This window comes from Bacillus xiamenensis, from assembly GCF_001857925.1.
Classification (GTDB): Bacteria; Bacillota; Bacilli; order Bacillales; family Bacillaceae; genus Bacillus; species Bacillus xiamenensis.
In genome coordinates, this window is the sequence record NZ_CP017786.1 from 2,701,721 (window position 1) to 2,722,394 (window position 20,674).

Here is a 20,674-nt window from a genome sequence, read left to right on the forward strand (position 1 = left end):
CGCCGGTTCTTTTTGTTATATGGACAATTCATTATTCGCCTAAGATGATATTTTTACTTTTTTTCTCGTTGTTTCCCATTTGCCTCGGCTTGGACTATGAACAAGATCGTTATAGGCAAGCACGTTTAAGTCTCTTTGAATGGTTCTAGGTGTGATCCCGAATTCATCAACCAGCTCTTGTGTCGTCACAAGACCTTTCTCTTGAATGAACATATAGACTGATTTTATTCGAGTCATCATACGGTTTGTTGAAGGTTTCAAAAAACCACTCCCTATCAATAAGATCGGATGGACTTGACTAACCACAACTTACTACACTAAAACTGCGAAATAAGGACATGCAACAATGGTAAATGTTCGTGTTTCTTAATGTTTTATTCTATTATACACGTTATTATGCATCTAGTTCCACCAAAAAGTCAACTTTACGTGTTTTTAAACTTGTCTTCATGAATGGACATGTGTTATATATCATGAATTGAATTCGGTTACAACCCAATAAACACAAGGGGTAAGAAGTGAATTGTCACCTGAGAAAAGAATAAAAATAAACATTGAAAATTTACAAAATAAAAAAATCAATCAAATGAAAAAGGGACATTCAAACGGGGAATGTCCCTTTTTTCAATTTATCCTTCTAAGAAAAAGAGCTGCACGAAAAATAAGATGGCAAAAATGAGAACAAGAATATGCACTTCTTTCCATTTCCCTTTTGCCAATTTCACTAGTGGATATGAAATAAATCCAAGTGAAATTCCAGTAGAAATACTAGATGTCAGCGGCATGGAAAGGATCACAAGAAAAGCAGGAAATGCTTCGTCAAGCTCGTTCCAGCGAATGCGTGACACTGAGTTCATCATCAAGCAGCCGACAATAATTAAAACAGGTGATGTGATGGATGGTAAGGAAGAAATGGCTTGAACGAGTGGGCCAAAAAACAATGCGACAATAAACAAAGCAGCAACCGTTAAAGAGGTCAGTCCAGTTCTTCCGCCAGCAGCAACCCCTGATGATGATTCAATATAAGCTGTGGTTGGGCTTGTTCCAAACATAGAACCAATCGTCGTCGCAGCAGAGTCAGCAAGCAAGGCTCTGCGGACCTTTGGCAGCTGGCCATTTTTCATTAATCCTGCTTGTTCCGCAACTCCGATCATCGTTCCTGTTGTATCAAAAATCGTCACAAGTAAGAATGAGAATACGACGGCATACAAATGATGTGTGAATACATCACCAAACGCAGCGAATGGATTTGTAATTAGCATCCCTTCAGGCAATGCAGGAATGTCTACCGGCACTTTAGGCAAGTGAAGCTGACCAGTTGCAAGTGCAATTAAAGTGGTCGCTAACATGCCGATAAACAGCGCTCCATTGACTTGAAGAACCATTAAAATAACCGAAATCATTAAGCCAACGAGTGTCAAAATCACAACTGGTGAGCTTAAATGACCGAGTTTCACAAGATTTTGCGGATCAGCGGCAATGATGCCAGACTGTCTTAGACCAATGAATGCAATGAAAAGGCCGATTCCTGCTGTAATGCCGTACTTTAAATTATCTGGAATGGCTTCAATCAGTTGTTTTCTAAGGGATGTTAACGATAAAATAATAAAGAGTATACCAGCAACAAATACCGCACTGAACGCTGTTTGATAGCTGAGACCGCCGCCGCCGACAACAGTGACGGTGAAATAGACATTCAGCCCCATACCCGGTGCAATGGCAATCGGATAGTTGGCAAAGAGTGCCATCCAGAGCGTGCCGACAACAGCAGCGATAATTGTTGCAGTAAAGACTTGGTCAAAAGGAATGCCTGTATCTGAAAGAATTCCTGGATTGACGGCAACAATATATACCATAGTAAAGAATGTCGTCATACCCGCGAGCAATTCTTTCTTTATGTTGGTTTGATTTTCTTTTAAGTGAAACATAAAATCCTCCATTTACGAACATTATTACAAAACACTTAATATAATATTCGTTTTAAGGGTGGATTGCAACCTTTTTTCAAGGAGGAATGGAAAATGAATTGGGAAGCTGAAGTCATACGAAAGAAAGAAGACTTGATAAAGGACACACAATCTTTTTTACAAATTGAAAGTGTTCTTGATGAAGAAGGTGGAACAGAAGGGAAGCCATTTGGAGAAAAAGTAGATCAGGCCCTTCAGTATATGCTGAAAAAAGGGCAAGACGAAGGCTTTACAGTGAAAAATGTTGATGGCTATGCCGGTCATATTGAATATGGAGAAGGCGAAGACATCGTCGGTGTGTTATGTCATGTGGATGTCGTGCCTGCTGGTGAAGGCTGGACAACCCCGCCATTTTCAGCCGACATAAGAGAAAATAAACTATTTGCAAGAGGGGCCATTGATGATAAAGGGCCAACCATGGCGGCTTTTTACGCACTGAAGATATTAAAAGACGCAGGGCTGAAGCTGTCTAAAAAAATTCGAATGATCATCGGAACAGATGAAGAAAGCGATTGGCGCTGTGTGGATCACTATTTCAAGCATGAGGCAATGCCGCAAATTGGCTTTGCGCCAGATGCAGATTTCCCCATCATTCATGCTGAAAAAGGGATCATTGATGCCATCGTCTCCTTTACATACGAACAATCAGAAGAAAATAAGCGTTATACCCTCAAGCAATTCACATCAGGCATGAGACTCAATATGGTGCCAGATGAAGCCAAAGCGATTGTGGCAGCAACAAACGAACACGATGCTGAAGCATTGAAAACAGCTTTTGAAGCCTATCTCGCAGAAAATCAATTAACCGGTGAGGTAAAGATGACAGCGGATGGACTGACCTTCACATTAAAAGGTGTATCGGTTCATGCAATGGAGCCGGCGCATGGTACAAATGCGGGCATTCATATGGCAAATTTCTTATGTGAGCATGAATTAGATGAACAAGGGCTTGCTTTTACATCACAAATAAATGCGTTATTTGATCAAGACACACGAGGACAAAAGCTGGGCATTGCTTGTAAGGATGACATTAGCGGCGACTTGACCTTGAATGTGGGGACGATCCGCTATACGCAAAACGAAGAAGCAAAGCTTGGGCTAAATGTCCGGTATCCAGTGACAGCGGACGGGAAGGAAGTCAGAAAAGGAATGGAACGTATCAAAGGAGCAGTCATTGAGAAATTTGACGACAGCCCTCCGCATCACGTCTCAAAAGATCATCCACTTGTGAAAACATTGCAGCGGGTATATGAAGAACAAACTGGAGATCCTGCGACCCTCATTGCGATTGGGGGAGGAACGTATGCGAGGTCATTAGAGGCAGGAGTTGCTTTTGGCCCCCTATTCCCAGGAAGACCAGATTGTGCACACCAAAAAGATGAATATATCGAAATTGATGACTTACTAAGAGCAACAGCTCTATATGCACAAGCCATGTATGAATTGGCAAAATAGAAAAAGGAAAGAGAAGAGGGGATTTCGCAGTGAAAAAAATGTTCTTATGCTCTTCGTTTAAAGATACCTATTCTCTCTTGTCTGACTTTGCGGGTGAATCATTAAAAGGAAAAAGCGTGACATTCATTCCAACAGCCAGTGAGGTGGAGGAGGTCACGCACTATGTGGAGGCAGCAAAAGAGGCCTTTCATCAATTAGACATGCACATAGAGACTGTGCAGATGGCTGAGCATACGGCTGAAGAGATGACACGTATGATCGAAAAAAATGATGTCATCTATGTGTCGGGCGGCAATACCTTTTATTTGTTACAGGAATTAAGAAAGCATGGACTTGATCACGTGTTGAAGGAAGCAATGAGCAAAGGCAAGCTGTACATCGGAGAATCCGCAGGGAGTATCATCATGGCGCCAAACATTGAATATATATCACTGATGGATGATCAGGAGAAAGCGCCAGAATTACTTTCGTTTGAAGGATTCAATGACATGAGCAGCTATCCTGTTCCGCACATGCATCATGCCTATTTAGGTGAAGCCGCACAGCAAATCATTAAGAAATATCAAGAAACGCTCTCTTTGTTCCCGCTGACAGATGAACAGGTTTTACTCATTACAGGGGAGCAGGCTGAGGTGAAGTCGGTTTTATAGGGTTCACTCAATGTGAAATAAAGAAAAAGGAACAGGGGCTCATCCCCCTGTTCCTTTTTTAATCCTAATCCTGAAAAACATCACTTGATAAATAGCGTTCACCCGTATCTGCTGTCATACAGACGACCATGTGATCCTTTGGGAGCTGTTTGGCTGTTTCAATGGCTGCATAGCACGTCGCCCCAGACGATGGACCGACTAAAATGCCTTCAAGGCGGGCAAGCTGCCGCGTGATGTGATACGCATCTTCATCGCTTACTTGCACAATGTCATCATAGACCTGTTCGTTTAAAATATTTGGGATAAATCCTGGACTTGTGCCAACGAGCTTATGCTTGCCAGGTTTCCCCCCTGATAAAACAGGCGATCCCTTCGGCTCTGCCACACGTATGGTCAATTCAGGAAATGCTTTCTTTAATTCCTCTCCAGTGCCTGTAATGGTACCGCCAGTTCCAGCAGTTGCGACAAAAGCGCCTAGCGGTTGACCGAGCTGTTTCACCGCATCCATTATTTCTACAGCGGTCGTCGTTCTGTGAGCATCAGGGTTCGCTCCGTTGTCAAATTGCATGGGAATAAAGCTGTGAGGAATTTGAGCAGCTAGTTCCTCTGCCTTCTGAATACAGCCCGGCATTTTTTCCTCCCCTGGGGTTAAGACGACCTGTGCACCATATGCCTTTAAAATATTGATTCTTTCCTGTGTCATCGTATCAGGCATAACAAGAATGGCTTTGTAGCCTCTTGCAGCAGCGTTCATCGCTAAACCAATTCCTGTATTCCCGCTTGTTGGTTCAATAATTGTAGCCCCTTTTGTGAGCTTCCCTTGCTTCTCTGCCTCAACGATCATATTGTAAGCAGCACGATCTTTTACACTTCCACTCGGATTAAATGATTCCAGCTTTAAATAAACAGCCGCCGCATTGTCTGGCTGAAGCCGCTGTAATTTTACAAGCGGAGTGTCGCCGATCAGCTCAGCGATATTGTGTGCAACCTTCATTATATGACACCCTTTCTTCTCATTACGCATTACTTTAGTTATACTATCATCAATGGGGATTCGTAAAGTTTGTTAAAAAAGGACAGGTGATGATATGGAAGAAAGCCGTCATTATTTTATCGGTATTCAAATCCCTGAACAACTTGCGCATCAAATAAAAGCGGATATAGACAAGAGGAGCGAACTGTCTTTTCAAAAATGGACAGCACCCATTGATTATCATGTCACCCTTGTGTTTTTAGGCGCAATTCCAGAGGACCGTTTAAACAAGATATCTGAGCTGCTTGAACAGCTGTCTCATGAGATGTCTGCTTTCCCGCTGAAGCTGAATGAGATAGGGGTATTTGGTCAAATTGAGCGGCCGAGAGTCTTTTTTGCAAAGCCTAGTGAAAGTAAACCTTTGATGGATGTAAGAGAAAAGGTGAAAGAAGCCGTATTGTCAGCAGATCACCCTGTAGAAAAAAGACCATTTCATCCGCATATGACGATTGCGCGAAAATGGAATGCGGATCACCCCTATATAGAACAAGCGCCCTTACGTAAAGAGCCATATTCGATGGAGGTTTCTAGTATCGCTTTATTTGAAATTCGTCTCAAAGAAACCCCGCGTTATCACGTAATTAAACAATTTACCCTACATAAATGATTCTAGAAGTTGGAGTGATCAGCAGATGGCGCAAATCATTAAAATCCAAGATTATATATCACGATATGAACAAGACCCGCATCATTACATCAATCAGTTTATTCGATTGAAAAAGCAAAGATGGGACGAGTTAAAAAGAGCTTCAAAAGAAGAGGCGCAGCAGCAAATTGACCAATTCCTTAGACAAGCACCTGAACAAGAGGAAGAAAAGAGAAAGAAATTCTCCTTAAAGAGAAAGCAAAAAGAAGCCGATATGAAAAAGGAACAGGACCTGAGTCTCTTTAACGAGCCGACAGATATAGAGCAAGGTGTCTTTACAAACGTTCCGACCGATGAAACGAAGCTGATTCACTTTTTTAAGGATCATCTTTACGATGTACAATTAAAGTGGGCCAGCTCGACGATCTCTCACATTTCAACTGTCTCCCATCACATTCGATATGATGAAAAACTGCGAATGCTTGCAAGGCAGCTGCCCGATTCTTATTTTGTCATGTACAAGCCGGTGCTGCTCATTCAAAAAGCAGAGATGGAATTATGTCCAGTGATCATTACGCCGCTTGAAGTGATCTGTTTATCTTTTCTAGAGGCAGAGCCAGACAGCGTATATATCGGATCGAAGGAACGTTTTTGGGAAAAGCGCGCGACTGGAAAAGCTGTTCAGTCCGTCTTGAACCCTTGCGCAAGCCTTCTTCGTTCTGGAACCGTCGTGTCAAAAATTTTACAGCAAAGCGGTGTAGAGCTTCCTGTGAAAAAAATCCTCATCAGCCGTACCTCTTATATTGACTTACCTGAAGTTCCGTATGGGATGGAGGTTGTCGATAAGAAGAAGGCTGAGGAATGGTTTGACAAGCAGCGGAAAAACACGGCGCCGACAAAACACCAGCAATTTAAGGCGACAAAGGCATTGCTCGCCTATGGTGAATCAGACAGCAAAAGAAGGCAGGAATGGCTCGATTAAAGGCAGATGAAGGTCACCAAAAACGAGACCTGAGTGGAGCTAATATATGAATGAATGGTACTTTATCGTCAATCCAGAAGCAGGACATGGAAAAGGACTCCGCACATGGAGGAGCATAGAGAAAGAATTACAAAAGATGGAGATCTCATACCGATCGTTTCTCACCCAGCATGAAGGACATGCTGAAGTTTTGGCAAGACAGATCAGCGCCATGCAAGACGATAGATTGAAACGTCTAATCGTTATTGGCGGTGACGGCACCATTCATGAAGTGCTGAATGGCTTAAAAGAAATCGAACATGTGCAGCTGAGCTTTGTCCCGGCGGGTCATTGGAATGACGCTGCGAAGGGGCTTGGTATCCAGCGTCACGATGTGATCAAAGAAGTGAGAAAGCAAAAGAGAATGCTCACAAAAACATTTGCTCTCGGTTCCTTTCAAGAGCATGCAGAAAGTCCGCAATCCGTTCTTTTTCTCAATCATATTGGTGTTGGGTTTGACGCGCATGTTTTGAGGAAAACGGTGCATTTCAGAGGGAGAAAGTGGCTGAAGCGGCTCAAGCTGGGGTTTATCATGTACCCGCTGTCATTCCTTCATTCTTTATGGTCATTCAAACCGTTTGACCTTGCTCTTTTTATTGAAAATGAGAGAAAGGTTTTTCGCCAAGTGTGGTTTGTGATGGTCTGCAATCATCCGTATTATGGCGGAGGGCTGGAAGCAGCGCCAGAAGCGAGCGCAAGGCAGCCCGGCTTTCAAACAATTGTTGTGACGGATTTGAATCCATTCAAGGTCCTCTTGTTTTTAAGTGCAATGGTTTTTCGAAAGCACCTTGGAATGGAGGGAGTCACCCTTTTTCAGCATGAGGAAGCCTATTTGGAGGCAGATGAAAAAATCTTATTTCATGCAGATGGAGAAGTGATAGGCGCAACGCCTGTTTTTGTCAAGACGAGTGAACACTCCTTAAAATTACGTGCTTAAACTACTGCCGCTGTATGCGCAGGCAAATAGACCATGAAAAAAGCCTTCTTTTTCATCAGGTTCTTGTCCTGATTTTTTAGTTTTGCTTGACGAGTATAAGAAGGTAGCGATAAAATCTATAGGGACGGCTATTGTTTAGCATCTCATTCTCAATAGCTGTCCTTTTTGTTTTTATGATCATATAAATAAAAAAAAACAGCCAATTGATCTCAATCGGCTGAATTTTGTCGACTAAAAAAGCACGATTTAAAATATTTTAAGAAATGATGGGTTGAAAATTGATATGAACTGGTTGGGACAAATATTAGGTAGCGAATGGCACATCTCTCCTGCTGGAGGCGCTACGGGAGATGCGTACTTCGCAACACACAATGACCAAAAGCTATTTTTAAAACGCAATACGTCACCGTTTCTTGCGGTTTTGTCAGCTGAAGGCATTGTGCCGAAGCTTGTCTGGACAAAACGGATGGAAAATGGGGATGTGATCACTGCGCAGCACTGGCTGAGCGGCCGAGAGCTGAAGCCAAAGGACATGAATGACCGTCCTGTTGCGGAGCAGCTAAGGAAAATTCATACATCGAAAGAGCTGCTTGATATGCTGAAACGATTAGAAAAGCACTCGCTTGACCCTGAATCCATTCTGATGCATCTCAAGCAGTCCATCTTAAAAGAGCAGATTGAATCACATGATATCGCGCGTGCTATCCAGTATTTAGAGCAGCATGTGGAGGCAGTCCAATTCGAGGACAAGGTCGTATGTCATTGTGACCTCAATCATAATAATTGGCTGCTCACAGATGAAAATCAGCTCTATTTGATTGATTGGGATGGGGCGATGATTGCGGACCCAGCGATTGATCTTGGACCGCTCCTCTATCATTATGTTGAAGAAGAGAACTGGGAAAGCTGGCTCTCGATGTATGGTGCCCCGCTGACAGACAACCTGCGAAAACGCATGGCATGGTATGTGCTCGCAGAAACCGTATCGTTTGTCGTTTGGCATAAAAGAAAAGGCAATGAAAAGGCGCAAAAAGAAGTGCAAGCGGAGCTAAGCGCATTGTTAAAACGGTTAAACATCCATTAAGACAGTGGAATGTTCTCGACCCACTCCGACAGATGAGATTGATGCTCCTCGATATGTGCATCAATTGAACTGACAGAGGTGCCTTTTTGGCTGTAATCATAAATATCTGTCAGCAGCTGGCGAATATCAGGATCAAGATCTTCTTTTGCCAGCATTAATTGAATCACGCGTCCCACCTGTTCATATTCTGCAATAGTCCCGCAGCAATCCAGCTGGTGATCAGTTAAAATATCTTTGATTAATTGAAGCTGATGTTGGCTGTTTAATCCCATGTGAATGCTCCTTTCAAGCATGTCATTTATGTGGTTAAACTGTGCATTCAGCATTGATTTTATACATGAAAAAGACCAGCCCAAATAGGAACTGGTCTTTTTCATATGGGCATATGAGATGCTGTCTTGCGGGTCTTTATGTTTCGTGGTATCTTGATAAAATGTAAAGAAAATAGAGGTGTATCAAATTGAGAATGCGACATAAACCGTGGGCGGATGATTACTTAGCTGAAAATGCTCATATTGCTTTAGCAAACCCCGAGCAGTATAAAGGGAAATGGCATGAGCTGTTTGGAAATGATCATCCAATCCATATTGAAGTCGGTACAGGAAAAGGGAGCTTTATTGCTGGAATGGGCAAGCTTCATCCTGATATCAACTATATTGGTATTGAATTATTTAAAAGTGTCATTGTGACGGCAGTTGATAAAATCAAAGAAACAGATGTTGAGAACGTAAAGCTTTTGAACATCAACGCTGAGACATTGACAGATGTGTTTGAGGAAAATGAGATTGATCGGGTGTATTTGAATTTCTCTGATCCGTGGCCAAAATCAAGGCATGAAAAACGCAGATTGACATTTAAAGCTTTTTTAGAGCGATATGAACAAATCCTCCGCCCAGGCGGTGAATTACATTTTAAAACAGATAACCGCGGGTTATTTGAATATTCTTTAAAGAGCTTTTCTGCCTACGGACTCCTTTTAACGTATGTGAGCCTTGATTTACATGAGGATGGTCTAGAAGGAAATGTGATGACAGAATATGAAGAGAAATTCTCTTCTATGGGACAGCCCATCTATCGATCAGAAGTGAAATTCCCAGAATAACAAGTGAAGAAAAAGCTGGCTGCAACGAACGATTGCGGGCAGCTTTTTTTGATGAAAAGATTAGCACATGCGATTTTCGGCTGTATTTGCTACGATAGAAAAAGGAGGGATGACAGCATGGAGACAATGAAAATAGGTGACATGGAACTATTTTGGTTAAACGGGGGAGATACCCACATGGACGGCGGTGCAATGTTTGGCGTGGTGCCAAAGCCATTATGGTCAAAAAAATACCCTGTGAATGATCGCAATCAAATTGAATTACGGTGTGATCCAATTCTCATACGGTGGAACGGTCTTCATCTGTTAGTAGATTCCGGTATCGGTTCAGGGAAGCTGACAGAGAAACAAAAACGCAATTATGGCGTCACTGAGGAAACGAAAATAGAAGAATCACTTGCCGCTCTCGGTCTACGCCCAGCCGATATAGATTACGTATTAATGACTCATCTGCACTTTGATCATGCAAGCGGGCTGACAAAACGTGAAGGCGATGAGCTCGTGTCTGTTTTTCAGCAGGCAAAAATCATCACGTCCAAAATTGAATGGGACGAAATGAGACATCCGAACATTCGCTCACGAAATACATATTGGCAAGAAAACTGGGAGCCAGTAGTTGATCAAGTGGTCACATTTGAAGAAAGCATTGAAGTCACAGAGGGCATTCAGCTGCATCATACAGGCGGCCATAGCGAAGGGCACAGCATCTTAACACTCACAAGTCAGGGCGAAACAGCAATTCATTTAGCTGATATCATGCCGACACACGCTCATAAAAATCCACTTTGGGTTCTGGCATATGATGATTATCCAATGACCTCGATCCCAGCTAAGCAAAAATGGCAGGCATTCGCAGAAGAAAAAAATGCATGGTACTTGTTTTATCATGATGCCATTTACCGAGCTGTGAAGTGGGACCCAGACGGGACAATCACGCATGAAGTCAAAAGAGAAACCGGAAGATAGTATGTTTTTTCGCCTTTCACACAAAATAACGACAAAATGAACTTGTGAAAGGAAGAGTGCAGGTGAACCAATTTTATCGTGTACACGGTGATGTCATCGAGACACCATTAAGAGGGATAGAAGTCATGTCTATCCCTTATTTAAACAAAGGGGTTGCATTTACGAAGGAAGAGCGGGAAGAACTTGGTTTAAAGGGATTTCTCCCACCTAAGGTCTTAACATTAGAAGATCAGGCAAAGCGTGCATATGAGCAGTTTCAAGCACAGCCGGACGCCCTTGGAAAAAATGTGTATTTAACAGCGCTTCATGACAGAAACGAAGTGCTCTTTTATAAATTATTAAATGAGCATTTGGCGGAAATGCTGCCGATTGTATACACCCCGACCGTAGGAACGGCGATTCAACGTTACAGCCACGAGTATAGAAAACCAAGAGGACTTTATTTATCCATTGATGACTTAGAAGGCATGGCAGAGATTTTTGCCTCTTACGGTGTCGATGAATCAATTGATTTAATCGTTGCGACGGATGCAGAAGGTATTTTAGGCATCGGAGACTGGGGCGTTGGCGGAATTGCCATTTCAGTCGGGAAGCTGGCTGTTTATACAGCGGCGGCAGGTATTGACCCTAGCCGTGTGCTGGCAGTGGTGCTTGATGCCGGGACGAACCAAGAAAGCCTCTTAAATGATCCGCTTTATGTCGGCAATCAGCACTCCCGCGTTCGAGGAGAGCGGTATGATCAGTTCATTGATCAATATGTTGAGCTTGCCCGCGCCACCTTTCCAAATGCACTCCTTCACTGGGAAGACTTTGGTACAAAAAATGCCCGCGCCATTTTGGAAAAGTATAAGGACCGTATTTGTACGTTTAATGATGATATTCAAGGAACTGGAGCCGTCTCACTTGCTGCCGTTCTGGCATGTGCAAAAGCATCAAAGGTTCCGCTGAAAGACCACCGAATCGTCATCTTTGGAGCAGGTACAGCAGGTATTGGAATAGCTGAGCAAATTCGTGATGCCATTGTAAGAGATGGAGTCAAAGAAGAAGCATCATATGACCAGTTCTGGTGTATTGATAAAACGGGATTGCTTACAGATGATTCACCAGACATTCAGCCATTTCAAAAGCCATATGCAAGACGTTCTGATGAAGTAAAGGATTATGCCCGTAATGGCCCAAAGCACTCCATTGATTTATTAGAGGTCGTGAAGCAGGCCAAACCAACAATTTTAATTGGTACGTCGACCGTAGGAGGCGCATTTACTGAGGAAATTGTCAAAGAAATGGCGTCACATGTAGAGCGCCCAGCGATTTTACCGATGTCTAACCCAACACCTCTTTCAGAGGCAAAACCGGAGGATTTGATCGAGTGGACAGAAGGACGTGCGCTTGTGACAACAGGAAGCCCATTTGATCCTGTGGAATACAATGGGGTGACCTATGAAATTGGGCAGGCAAATAACGCCCTCGTCTTTCCTGGTCTTGGTCTTGGAACGATTGTGTCTAAAGCCCGGCTGATGACAGACAGCATGTTTGTAGCAAGTGCTGAAGCCATTGCGAGCATGATCAATGTCGGAAAACCGGGTGCGGCGATGCTTCCAAGTGTCGATCAGCTCCGAACGGTTTCAGCGACAGTGGCTGTCCGCGTGGCACAAGCGGCGATTGACGAAGGGGTTGCTGAAGAAACGCCTGATGATCTCATACAGGCCGTGCAAGATGCCATGTGGCACCCTGTGTACAAAAAAATCAAAGCCGTATAAAAAAGGCTTCGCAAGGACACGTCTTTGCGAAGCTTTCTTATTTAAGCAACAGAATCAATGACATCAACAATCATACCTGTTTTTGCATCAATCATGACTTCGTACTGTTCAAGCTCGCCAAAGGCAGAGCGTGTAATGCCAGATTTGTACACATCAATTGTTTCACCGTTTACGGTATAAGGTTCTGGTACAGTGTAAATCCAAGAGCCATCAATCGGGCCGCGTTGTTTAAAAGCAGATTTTACAATTTTCAATGCTTTTTCAGACGAGATGTACGCAGGGAAAAAGATTTTTTTGGCAACAATTGCAGCGGCTACGCCAATACTTGCACCAATCAGAACATGTTTTAACTTCAACGTGCTGCACCTCCGTATTGCTGTTTTTTCCATTATACAAAACTTGTCCTGTGATGTTAAGAAATCCGAATACTTGAAAGCATATTCAAAATTTCTGGAGAGATACTTGGAAAACCGAAAGAATTCTTATAGTATAAAGGGAGTGTATGTTTATAGGAATTTATATGGTCATTACATAGAAACGAGGGTAACTGTCGAATGAACAACGAAACATTGTCGCTTTTCCGAAATTTAACAGAATTACAGGGAACTCCAGGTAATGAGCACCATGTGCGTGCTTTTATGAAAAAAGAACTTGAGAAATATTCCGATGAGCTCATACAGGACCGCCTTGGCGGGGTGTTTGGCGTACGTAAGGGTTCGGAAAAGGGACCGAAAATCATGGTGGCTGGTCATATGGATGAAGTCGGCTTCATGGTCTCATCAATTACGAAAAACGGGATGATTCGTTTTCAAACACTTGGCGGCTGGTGGAGTCAAGTGATGCTCGCGCAGCGTGTGGATGTACATACCGATCACGGACCAATCCCTGGTGTCGTGTCAAGCACACCTCCCCACCTTCTGACACCAGAACAAAAAAATAGACCAGTGAAGCCGTCAGATATGCTGATTGATATTGGTGCAGATAGTGAGGAAGAGGCGAAAGAGCTTGGCGTTCGCCCAGGACAGCAAATCGTTCCTGCGACGGTCTTTACCCCAATGGCCAATCCTAAAAAGATTTTAGCCAAGGCTTGGGATAACCGCTACGGGTGCGGACTTGCCATTGAATTATTAAAAGAATTAAAAGACGAAACCCTTTCATGTCAGCTGTATTCAGGTGCAACAGTTCAAGAGGAAGTAGGGCTAAGAGGGGCAGCGGTAGCAGCGAATATGATTCAGCCTGATCTATTTTTTGCTTTAGATGCAAGCCCTGCAAATGATGTGACGGGTGATCACACACAATTCGGCCAGCTTGGAAAAGGTGCACTTCTTCGTATTGTTGATCGAACGATGATTACGCACCGGGGCATGAAAGACTTTGTTCTCGATACAGCTGAAACAAACAATATCCCATATCAATACTTTGTATCGCCGGGCGGAACGGATGCTGGACGTGTTCACATTTCGAACCAAGGTGTACCGTCTGCTGTGATTGGTGTGTGCGCGCGTTACATTCATACAAGTCATTCTGTCTTGCATGTAGATGATTATGCTGCCGCAAAAGAATTAATTGTCCAACTTGTCAAAAACTGTGATCAAAGCACGGTGGATTCGATTTATCAACAGGTGTAAAAAATAAGAAAAGGCTGCCCTTTTCATGAGAGCAGCCTTTTTTTTCTATTCCTGTTCAAACACGTATGATAACGCCTTAATGGCTTGATTGACTGTTTCCACAGTAACATTTGCTTTGTTGGATAGTTCTTTTAATGGATGGTGTAATTCCTTAGGGCGAATCAAAATAAGAGGTTTTCCTTTAGCGATGGCGGAAGAAGCATCCATTGCAGTGTTCCACTGTTTATATTTTTCACCAAACCGCGCAATGACGACGTCCGCTTTATTCAATAAAATTTCGGTCCGGAAATTGTTCAAATCAGAAGCCGCATCGTCTTTAAAAATGGCATCTGGCTGCTCACCTAAAATATCTTCCCCGATGTGATCCGAGCGGTCATGATTCTCCATTGGGCCCACAAATGTCACTGGTAACTTTAACGATTGGCTTTTCTCCTTGATTTCATCACGCCACTGGCTATGTATTTCTCCAGCTAAATAAACCGTTAATTGCATAACGATCTCCTCCTTGTGCACAAACTTAGTAAAGGTTTGCCCTGTTTCTTTTCATGTTACACAAGAAGTGCTTGATAAAGCAAAAAAAATATGATTATGATATTCATGGTAGAGACTATTTTTCATCGTAAGAATACTACATATAATAGGAAGGGCAGGCCTCTTCGTCTTTCCTATGAGAAGGCAGGAAGACGACATTGATGACTTATTTGAAAAGAAAGGGTCTTTCCCTTTCGCCAAAGGTGTATTTTATTGATGCACTCTCTTATATGGCTTTAGGTCTATTTGCTACATTAGTGGTAGGGCTGATCTTAAAAACAGCAGGCGGTCTGTTATCACTGCCGCTTATCATCAAAATGGGAACGCTTGCCATGGGGCTCATGGGACCGGCAATCGGTGTAGCCGTTGCCTATCGCTTAAATGCGTCTCCTTTGATCATTTTTGCAAGTGTTGTCTCAGGTGCCGCTGGAGCAGAGCTTGGGGGACCTGCTGGAAGTTTTGTGGCTGCTCTCATTGGTGTAGAATTAGGCAAACTTGTTAGTGGTGAGACGAGAATTGATATTATTTTAACGCCGCTTGTGACCATTATGACAGGCTTTCTCACCGCTGCTTTCATCGGCCCTGGGATTCAGGCGGTGATGACAGGGCTAGGCAGGCTCATCGTATGGGGGACTGACCAAAGTCCACTGATGATGGGCATGCTGGTCGCAACCATTGTTGGACTTGCGCTCAGCTCACCGATTTCAAGTGCTGCGCTTGCGCTGATGCTTGATTTGACCGGGACAGCGGCCGGTGCTGCAACGATTGGCTGCTGCGCGCAGATGGTCGGTTTTGCCGCTGCAGGTTTTAGAGAAAATCGCTTTGGCGGTCTTGTTGCTGTTGGTATTGGGACGTCAAAACTACAGTTGCCGAACATTGTGAAAAATCCCCTCATTCTCATTCCGCCGACCATTGCGGGCCTGATTCTTGCGCCAATTGGTATTATTGGCTTTGGGATGGTCAATAATGCGGCAGGAGCGGGGATGGGAACGAGCGGTCTTGTCGGTCAGCTCATGACACTGACAGTCATGGGGTTTCATCCATCCGTTTTCCTCGCGATTGCACTCTTGCATATCGTTGGCCCGGCAGTGATTAGTTTGGTAGTATCAGAATGGATGAGAAAGAAAGGCTATATACAATTCGGAGATTTAACCATACAAACTGGAGGAATCAAACATGAAAAAAATTGAATCAAACGAAGAATTACAAAAAGTGATTCAAGAAGACTTAACCGTATTACTATTTTCAGCTGACTGGTGTCCTGACTGCACATTTATTGAACCGTTCTTGCCAGAGCTTGAAGCAAACTATCCAGAATTCGAATACTTCTATGTGGATAGAGATCAGTTCATCGACACTTGTGCAGAGTGGGACATTTACGGCATTCCAAGCTTTTTAGTTTTTAAAAACGGACAAGAGATCAACCGTTTTGTCAGCAAAGATCGTAAGACAAAGGAAGAGATTGAAGCATTTTTAACAGATTCTCTTTCTAAATAACAAAAGGAGAGTCTTATTATGGCAAAAATGACATCCAGACAGCTTGCCAATCAATTGAAAAGCCGTCTGACGAGTGACAGCTGGACACACCAGTTTGACCGGGAAAAAGATACGCTTCGTATTGAAGATAAACAAACAGGGAAAGGCATCACACTTGAGCTTCCGCCGATTATTGCGAAGTGGGAAGTAAAGCCTGATGAAACCCTGGATGAGATCGTCTATTATGTGAAAGAGGCACTAAGTGCAATGAAAGGCGAAGCGCAGCACATAACAGGCAAAGAGAAGCAGATTTATCCGGTCATTCGTTCAACCTCCTTTCCAGAGACATCAAGTGATGAGACGCCGCTCGTTTTTGATGAGCATACAGCTGAAACAAGAATCTACTATGCACTTGACCTTGGGAGCACCTACAGATTAATTGACGAGAAGATGCTTCAAAAGGAAAACTGGACAAAAGAGCGAATCAGGGAAACCGCAAGCTTCAACGTCCGCTCGCTTGAAACGGTAGTGAAAATGGATGAAGTTGCTGGCAACCGTTTTTATTTCTTCCGTGCAAATGACGGGTACGATGCAAGCAGAATACTAAATGAATCAATTTTACAAGAATATGCGCAAAAAATAGAGGGGCAGATGGCCATTTCTGTTCCCCATCAAGATGTGTTCATCATTGCAGATGTTCGCAACGAATCAGGCTATGATATTTTAGGACAAATGTCGATGAGCTTCTTCGCTAGCGGCACAGTCCCAATTACCGCATTGTCATTTTTATATGACGAGGGCAAGCTTGAACCGATCTTTATTCTTGCAAAAAGCAGACCAAAACAGCAGTAGAAGGGAATTTTGACGAATGAATGTTTTTTATAATGCAGAAGGTGTAGGCGACACACTCCTTATTTCATTGAAAGATGTCACAAGAGAAGAAGTAGGTCATGAGACGTTTGGAGATGTCGTAAGAATCTTCAATCAAGAAACAAAAGAAACAACAGGCTTTAATATCTTCAACGCATCTACTTACATGAAAATTGAAGAAAACGGATCTGTTCCGCTTTCTGAAACACTTGTTCAAGATATCAATGAAATTTTAAACCGCAACGGTGTCAGTGAAACATTAACTGTCGATCTATCACCAAAGTTTGTTGTGGGCTATGTGAAGGAAAAGGAAAAACATCCGAATGCAGATAAATTAAATATTTGCCAAGTCGATGTTGGCGATGAAACATTACAAATCGTTTGCGGTGCACCAAACGTCGACCAAGGTCAATATGTCGTGGTTGCAAAGGTCGGCGCAGTGATGCCTAGCGGTTTGGTCATCAAAGATGCTGAACTAAGAGGTGTCCCTTCAAGCGGAATGATTTGTTCAGCAAAAGAATTAGACCTTCCAAATGCGCCTGCTGAAAAAGGAATTCTTGTACTAGAAGGCAGCCGCCAAGCCGGCGAACCCTTTGAAGTTTAACTCCCATAAACGGGCACATATGAGCGAAGAATGTGTTATACCAAAAGTCACTAAGTACGTACTTAGTGACTTTTTTTCATCTCCATACAGCACGAACAGCAAGGAGTGGCACTTTTCTTGCTTTTCTGCATGAAAAAGCAATGGTATACTAAAAATCGCCCAAGAAAACGTAAGGGGAGTTAAAGTGAGTGATAAATGATGAGTTGGTTAGATAAATTTTTCAGTGTGTTTTTAGGAGAAGAAAAAAAAGAAGAAAAAGCTGAGAGACCGGAAGCAGGTCCGGCTGCGCCAAAGCAGTCAGCTTTTGAACAAAATAAAGAATATAAAAAAATTGAAGATACAAAAGTGTATTATGAATATCCAAAAGGGAACTTCCGCTTTCCTCTTGTTCCAGATGAACCTGCGCGTGAGGGAGCGAAGCAGCAGGAAAGAAGGCGCCCGCGTCAGAGCCGGCCAAAGGCAAAGCAGACGACCAATCAGCCAAAACAAACGGTGCAGCCTGATCTCAACAAAAAGCCATTTAAACCAGAGCAAATCCCTTCACCCATCTATGGCTACCATCAGGATATGCGTCCAAAACGCACAGAAGCCAAAGGAGAAGCTGCCTCTGTTCAAATGAAGTCAGCAGAAGAAACGTCACAGCGTGTCACACTGCTGTCAGAAGAGGCAGAGCGTGAGCGGAATGTGAGACAGCAAATGAACATCCCGTCTATACGAAAAGAACAACGTATGGAAGACTTGGTGTCAGCTCCAACAGAAGAAAAAGTAGAGAAACAATCTGTCACGACGCCGCATACTTTGCAAGAGGAACTCGCTTATCAAGATCACGTTCAATCAACGATGGAACGTTTATATGACGAGCCTTTTAGTGAGACAGAGGATCAAGAGCAAGCTTTGTCACAGGCCGAAGACGATCAGGAAGCATTCTTACATATGGAGCAAGCTGAAGCATACGAAGAGTCGGTAGAGATGGGGCAAGAACAGTTCGTCACCGTCAAACAAGAAGAAAAAGACGAGCTGAATCCGCTTGAAGGTGATGCGGAGGGAAAAGAAACATTCACATTTGAAACAGCTGAAAACACACCGTCAGCGATTGAAATGGAAATAGACAGCCCAGTAGAAGAAACTGCGGTAGTAGAAGATATAGCTATGGAGGATGCAGAGACATCTTCACTAGAAGATAAACAAGAAGACGCTATAGCAGCAGAATTTGAAGAAGCTGAGCCAATGATCATACAGGATGTGCAAGAAGGTCATGTTATGGCAGAAGATGAGATCGCAGATGAGGATGAAATCCTGCCGGCAGAACAAGTAACAGATGAACTGACTGCCTCTGAACAGGCTGGCATCGCCATAAATCAAAGAGAGCAGCAGGAACAAACGCATGAAGATAAGCGTGAAGAAGTAAAGCAGTCATCACCAGAGCCAAGGCGTTCAAGCGGTCAAACCTCCACTGTCCCTTTTAACGTCATGATGCTAAAAAGTGACCAGCGCGTGCAAGGGCAGAAGAAAACCGCAGATGCACATGGATATGTTTTTCCAAGCCTAGCCCTTCTAGACGTACCGCCAGCTCAAAAAGAAGAGGACGGAACATGGGTAAAAGAACGGGCAGAACTGCTCAATGCAACGCTGAAAAATTTCAATGTCAGAGCAAGTGTGGTTCATGTCACACAAGGTCCGTCTGTCACAAGATTTGAAGTGCATCCTGAACCAGGTGTGAAAGTGAACAAAATTACAAACCTGTCAGATGATATTAAACTTAGTTTGTCTGCAAAGGATATTCGAATCGAAGCACCGATTCCAGGAAAGAACACGATCGGTATCGAAGTGCCGAACCTGCACAGCAAAATGGTCTTCCTAAGAGAAATGATCAGAAGCAGTGCATTTAGAGACAATCCATCTCCATTAACAGCAGCGCTCGGATTAGATATTTCAGGTCAGCCAGTTGTCGTTGATTTGCAAAAAATGCCGCACGGCTTAATTGCGGGAGCAACAGGTTCTGGAAAAAGTGTCTGTATAAATACCATTTTAGTGAGCTTAATGTTTAAAGCCTCACCTGATGAAGTGAAAATGCTCTTAATCGACCCTAAAATGGTTGAACTAGCGCCTTATAATCACATTCCGCATCTTGTGAGCCCAGTCATTACCGATGCCAAGACAGCGACAGCTGCTCTGAAATGGGTAGTAGATGAAATGGAAAGACGCTACGAACTGTTTGCACACTCCGGTGTGAGAGAAATCAAACGATTTAATGAACTGGTAAAAGAAAAACAAATGGGTGAAAAGCTGCCGTATCTCGTCGTTGTCATTGATGAGCTGGCGGATTTAATGATGGTTGCACCAAATGAAGTCGAAGAAAGCATTTGCCGGATTGCACAAAAAGCAAGAGCCTGCGGCATCCATTTACTCATTGCGACCCAAAGACCGTCAGTTGATGTCATCACTGGACTCATTAAAGCGAACATCCCAACAAGAATTGCGTTTTCTGTTTCTAGTCAAGTCGATTCAAGAACCATTATTGACATGGCAGGTGCAGAAAAGCTTCTCGGCAAAGGAGACATGCTCTTCTTAGAAAATGGCTCAGGCAAGCCGACGAGGCTGCAAGGGAACTTTGTATCAGACCGAGAGATTGATGAAGTTGTAGCGCATGTAAGAAAACAGCGCAAGCCCGTGTTCCTTTTTGAACAGGAGGAATTAATGCTCCAAGGCTCTGCCATTACAGACGAAGACGAATTGTTTATGGATGCGTGCCGGTTTGCCATCGAGCAAAATAGTGCCAGTACATCCAGTTTGCAAAGAAGATTTAGAATTGGCTACAATCGTGCAGCGAGATTGATTGACATGATGGAACGTGAAGGAATGATCTCTGGCGCAAAAGGCAGTAAGCCAAGAGAAGTCCTCATGACACTAAGTGACTTAGAACAATTGATCTAAACAAACCACTTCATTTTTTTGATAAACATGGTATGATAGCACATAGGTGCAATTTTGGAATTGGACGCTT

Annotated in this window: 21 protein-coding genes; 15 read left to right on the forward strand and 6 right to left on the reverse strand. The window is 43.3% G+C overall.

Annotated elements, in window-relative coordinates; translation table 11 throughout:
- Nucleotides 1–39: 39 nt before the first annotated feature.
- Complete coding sequence (locus tag BK049_RS13790) at nt 40–261, reverse strand: DeoR family transcriptional regulator (protein WP_008356419.1); 222 nt, start codon at nt 259–261, stop codon at nt 40–42.
- Nucleotides 262–629: 368 nt separating this feature from the next.
- Nucleotides 630–1,928, reverse strand: coding sequence for an NCS2 family permease (locus BK049_RS13795; protein ID WP_071168758.1), 1,299 nt, complete (start codon nt 1,926–1,928; stop codon nt 630–632).
- Between the two features lie 93 nt (nt 1,929–2,021).
- Between BK049_RS13795 and pepV the strand changes: the two genes are divergently transcribed.
- Both pepV and BK049_RS13805 read left to right on the forward strand, forming a co-directional pair.
- Entirely contained in the window at nt 2,022–3,422 is a 1,401-nt protein-coding gene (gene pepV, locus BK049_RS13800; protein ID WP_008356415.1) for a dipeptidase PepV, read from the forward strand.
- Between the two features lie 29 nt (nt 3,423–3,451).
- Complete coding sequence (locus tag BK049_RS13805; RefSeq protein WP_071168759.1) at nt 3,452–4,072, forward strand: Type 1 glutamine amidotransferase-like domain-containing protein; 621 nt, start codon at nt 3,452–3,454, stop codon at nt 4,070–4,072.
- 64 nt (nt 4,073–4,136) lie between these two features.
- Here BK049_RS13805 and cysK read toward each other — a convergent pair whose 3' ends face one another.
- Nucleotides 4,137–5,066 carry a cysteine synthase A gene (gene cysK / locus BK049_RS13810; protein ID WP_071168760.1) on the reverse strand — a complete coding sequence of 310 codons (930 nt, stop codon included), beginning with the start codon at nt 5,064–5,066 and terminating at the stop codon, nt 4,137–4,139.
- A 94-nt stretch (nt 5,067–5,160) separates the two neighbouring features.
- Here cysK and thpR point away from each other — a divergent pair, with 94 nt between their 5' ends.
- The 4 genes from thpR to BK049_RS13830 all read left to right on the forward strand — a co-directional run bounded on the left by thpR (nt 5,161) and on the right by BK049_RS13830 (nt 8,733).
- Nucleotides 5,161–5,712, forward strand: coding sequence for an RNA 2',3'-cyclic phosphodiesterase (gene thpR, locus BK049_RS13815; protein ID WP_071168761.1), 552 nt, complete (start codon nt 5,161–5,163; stop codon nt 5,710–5,712).
- A 25-nt stretch (nt 5,713–5,737) separates the two neighbouring features.
- Nucleotides 5,738–6,673, forward strand: a complete 936-nt coding sequence (locus BK049_RS13820) for a hypothetical protein (RefSeq protein WP_071168762.1) — start codon at nt 5,738–5,740, stop codon at nt 6,671–6,673.
- Nucleotides 6,674–6,719: 46 nt separating this feature from the next.
- The gene (locus BK049_RS13825) at nt 6,720–7,649 is read left to right on the forward strand and encodes a YegS/Rv2252/BmrU family lipid kinase (RefSeq protein WP_071168763.1); all 930 of its coding nucleotides are present in this window, start codon (nt 6,720–6,722) and stop codon (nt 7,647–7,649) included.
- A 283-nt stretch (nt 7,650–7,932) separates the two neighbouring features.
- On the forward strand, nt 7,933–8,733 hold the full coding sequence (locus tag BK049_RS13830) for a phosphotransferase family protein (protein ID WP_008356403.1): 801 nt from the start codon (nt 7,933–7,935) through the stop codon (nt 8,731–8,733).
- On the opposite strand, the gene BK049_RS13835 is transcribed toward BK049_RS13830, so the two are convergent.
- Entirely contained in the window at nt 8,730–9,005 is a 276-nt protein-coding gene (locus tag BK049_RS13835) for a YtzH-like family protein (protein WP_008356401.1), read from the reverse strand. The genes BK049_RS13830 and BK049_RS13835 overlap by 4 nt on opposite strands.
- A gap of 188 nt (nt 9,006–9,193) precedes the next feature.
- Here BK049_RS13835 and trmB point away from each other — a divergent pair, with 188 nt between their 5' ends.
- The 3 genes from trmB to BK049_RS13850 all read left to right on the forward strand — a co-directional run bounded on the left by trmB (nt 9,194) and on the right by BK049_RS13850 (nt 12,561).
- The gene (trmB, locus tag BK049_RS13840) at nt 9,194–9,835 is read left to right on the forward strand and encodes a tRNA (guanosine(46)-N7)-methyltransferase TrmB (RefSeq protein ID WP_008356399.1); all 642 of its coding nucleotides are present in this window, start codon (nt 9,194–9,196) and stop codon (nt 9,833–9,835) included.
- A gap of 117 nt (nt 9,836–9,952) precedes the next feature.
- Nucleotides 9,953–10,801: a YtnP family quorum-quenching lactonase gene (locus tag BK049_RS13845; protein WP_008356398.1), complete on the forward strand. Its 849-nt coding sequence runs from the start codon at nt 9,953–9,955 to the stop codon at nt 10,799–10,801.
- 62 nt (nt 10,802–10,863) lie between these two features.
- Nucleotides 10,864–12,561 carry an NAD-dependent malic enzyme gene (locus BK049_RS13850; protein WP_071168764.1) on the forward strand — a complete coding sequence of 566 codons (1,698 nt, stop codon included), beginning with the start codon at nt 10,864–10,866 and terminating at the stop codon, nt 12,559–12,561.
- Between the two features lie 41 nt (nt 12,562–12,602).
- Here the strand turns inward: BK049_RS13850 and BK049_RS13855 are convergent, their stop codons facing one another.
- A complete protein-coding gene (locus BK049_RS13855) occupies nt 12,603–12,917 on the reverse strand; it encodes a PepSY domain-containing protein (RefSeq protein ID WP_008356395.1) in 315 nt (104 codons plus the stop codon).
- Between the two features lie 198 nt (nt 12,918–13,115).
- On the opposite strand from BK049_RS13855, the gene BK049_RS13860 reads away from it, so the two are divergent.
- Nucleotides 13,116–14,189 carry a M42 family metallopeptidase gene (locus BK049_RS13860; protein WP_008356392.1) on the forward strand — a complete coding sequence of 358 codons (1,074 nt, stop codon included), beginning with the start codon at nt 13,116–13,118 and terminating at the stop codon, nt 14,187–14,189.
- A 45-nt stretch (nt 14,190–14,234) separates the two neighbouring features.
- Here BK049_RS13860 and BK049_RS13865 read toward each other — a convergent pair whose 3' ends face one another.
- Nucleotides 14,235–14,681: a YtoQ family protein gene (locus BK049_RS13865; protein ID WP_008356391.1), complete on the reverse strand. Its 447-nt coding sequence runs from the start codon at nt 14,679–14,681 to the stop codon at nt 14,235–14,237.
- 200 nt (nt 14,682–14,881) lie between these two features.
- On the opposite strand from BK049_RS13865, the gene BK049_RS13870 reads away from it, so the two are divergent.
- From BK049_RS13870 to BK049_RS13890, 5 genes are all read left to right on the forward strand, one after another.
- Nucleotides 14,882–15,910, forward strand: coding sequence for a PTS sugar transporter subunit IIC (locus tag BK049_RS13870; protein WP_008356388.1), 1,029 nt, complete (start codon nt 14,882–14,884; stop codon nt 15,908–15,910).
- Nucleotides 15,897–16,217 carry a thioredoxin family protein gene (locus tag BK049_RS13875; protein ID WP_071168765.1) on the forward strand — a complete coding sequence of 107 codons (321 nt, stop codon included), beginning with the start codon at nt 15,897–15,899 and terminating at the stop codon, nt 16,215–16,217. Before BK049_RS13870 ends, BK049_RS13875 begins: the two co-directional genes overlap by 14 nt.
- 18 nt (nt 16,218–16,235) lie before the next feature.
- Nucleotides 16,236–17,048: a DUF1444 domain-containing protein gene (locus BK049_RS13880; protein WP_034738405.1), complete on the forward strand. Its 813-nt coding sequence runs from the start codon at nt 16,236–16,238 to the stop codon at nt 17,046–17,048.
- 16 nt (nt 17,049–17,064) lie between these two features.
- Nucleotides 17,065–17,670 carry a YtpR family tRNA-binding protein gene (gene ytpR / locus BK049_RS13885; protein ID WP_071168766.1) on the forward strand — a complete coding sequence of 202 codons (606 nt, stop codon included), beginning with the start codon at nt 17,065–17,067 and terminating at the stop codon, nt 17,668–17,670.
- A gap of 195 nt (nt 17,671–17,865) precedes the next feature.
- Nucleotides 17,866–20,604 carry a DNA translocase FtsK gene (locus BK049_RS13890; protein WP_083381130.1) on the forward strand — a complete coding sequence of 913 codons (2,739 nt, stop codon included), beginning with the start codon at nt 17,866–17,868 and terminating at the stop codon, nt 20,602–20,604.
- Nucleotides 20,605–20,674 lie beyond the last annotated feature (70 nt).

Coding starts and splice junctions, on each gene's coding strand:
- BK049_RS13845 (WP_008356398.1), top strand. CDS start 9,953: ATGGAGACAATGAAAATAGGTGACATGGAACTATTTTGGTTAAACGGG.
- BK049_RS13830 (WP_008356403.1), top strand. CDS start 7,933: ATGAACTGGTTGGGACAAATATTAGGTAGCGAATGGCACATCTCTCCT.
- ytpR (WP_071168766.1), top strand. CDS start 17,065: ATGAATGTTTTTTATAATGCAGAAGGTGTAGGCGACACACTCCTTATT.
- thpR (WP_071168761.1), top strand. CDS start 5,161: ATGGAAGAAAGCCGTCATTATTTTATCGGTATTCAAATCCCTGAACAA.
- BK049_RS13860 (WP_008356392.1), top strand. CDS start 13,116: ATGAACAACGAAACATTGTCGCTTTTCCGAAATTTAACAGAATTACAG.
- BK049_RS13825 (WP_071168763.1), top strand. CDS start 6,720: ATGAATGAATGGTACTTTATCGTCAATCCAGAAGCAGGACATGGAAAA.
- BK049_RS13820 (WP_071168762.1), top strand. CDS start 5,738: ATGGCGCAAATCATTAAAATCCAAGATTATATATCACGATATGAACAA.
- BK049_RS13875 (WP_071168765.1), top strand. CDS start 15,897: ATGAAAAAAATTGAATCAAACGAAGAATTACAAAAAGTGATTCAAGAA.
- BK049_RS13870 (WP_008356388.1), top strand. CDS start 14,882: ATGACTTATTTGAAAAGAAAGGGTCTTTCCCTTTCGCCAAAGGTGTAT.
- BK049_RS13795 (WP_071168758.1), bottom strand. CDS start 1,928: ATGTTTCACTTAAAAGAAAATCAAACCAACATAAAGAAAGAATTGCTC.
- BK049_RS13880 (WP_034738405.1), top strand. CDS start 16,236: ATGGCAAAAATGACATCCAGACAGCTTGCCAATCAATTGAAAAGCCGT.
- BK049_RS13865 (WP_008356391.1), bottom strand. CDS start 14,681: ATGCAATTAACGGTTTATTTAGCTGGAGAAATACATAGCCAGTGGCGT.
- pepV (WP_008356415.1), top strand. CDS start 2,022: ATGAATTGGGAAGCTGAAGTCATACGAAAGAAAGAAGACTTGATAAAG.
- cysK (WP_071168760.1), bottom strand. CDS start 5,066: ATGAAGGTTGCACACAATATCGCTGAGCTGATCGGCGACACTCCGCTT.
- BK049_RS13890 (WP_083381130.1), top strand. CDS start 17,866: ATGATGAGTTGGTTAGATAAATTTTTCAGTGTGTTTTTAGGAGAAGAA.
- BK049_RS13835 (WP_008356401.1), bottom strand. CDS start 9,005: ATGGGATTAAACAGCCAACATCAGCTTCAATTAATCAAAGATATTTTA.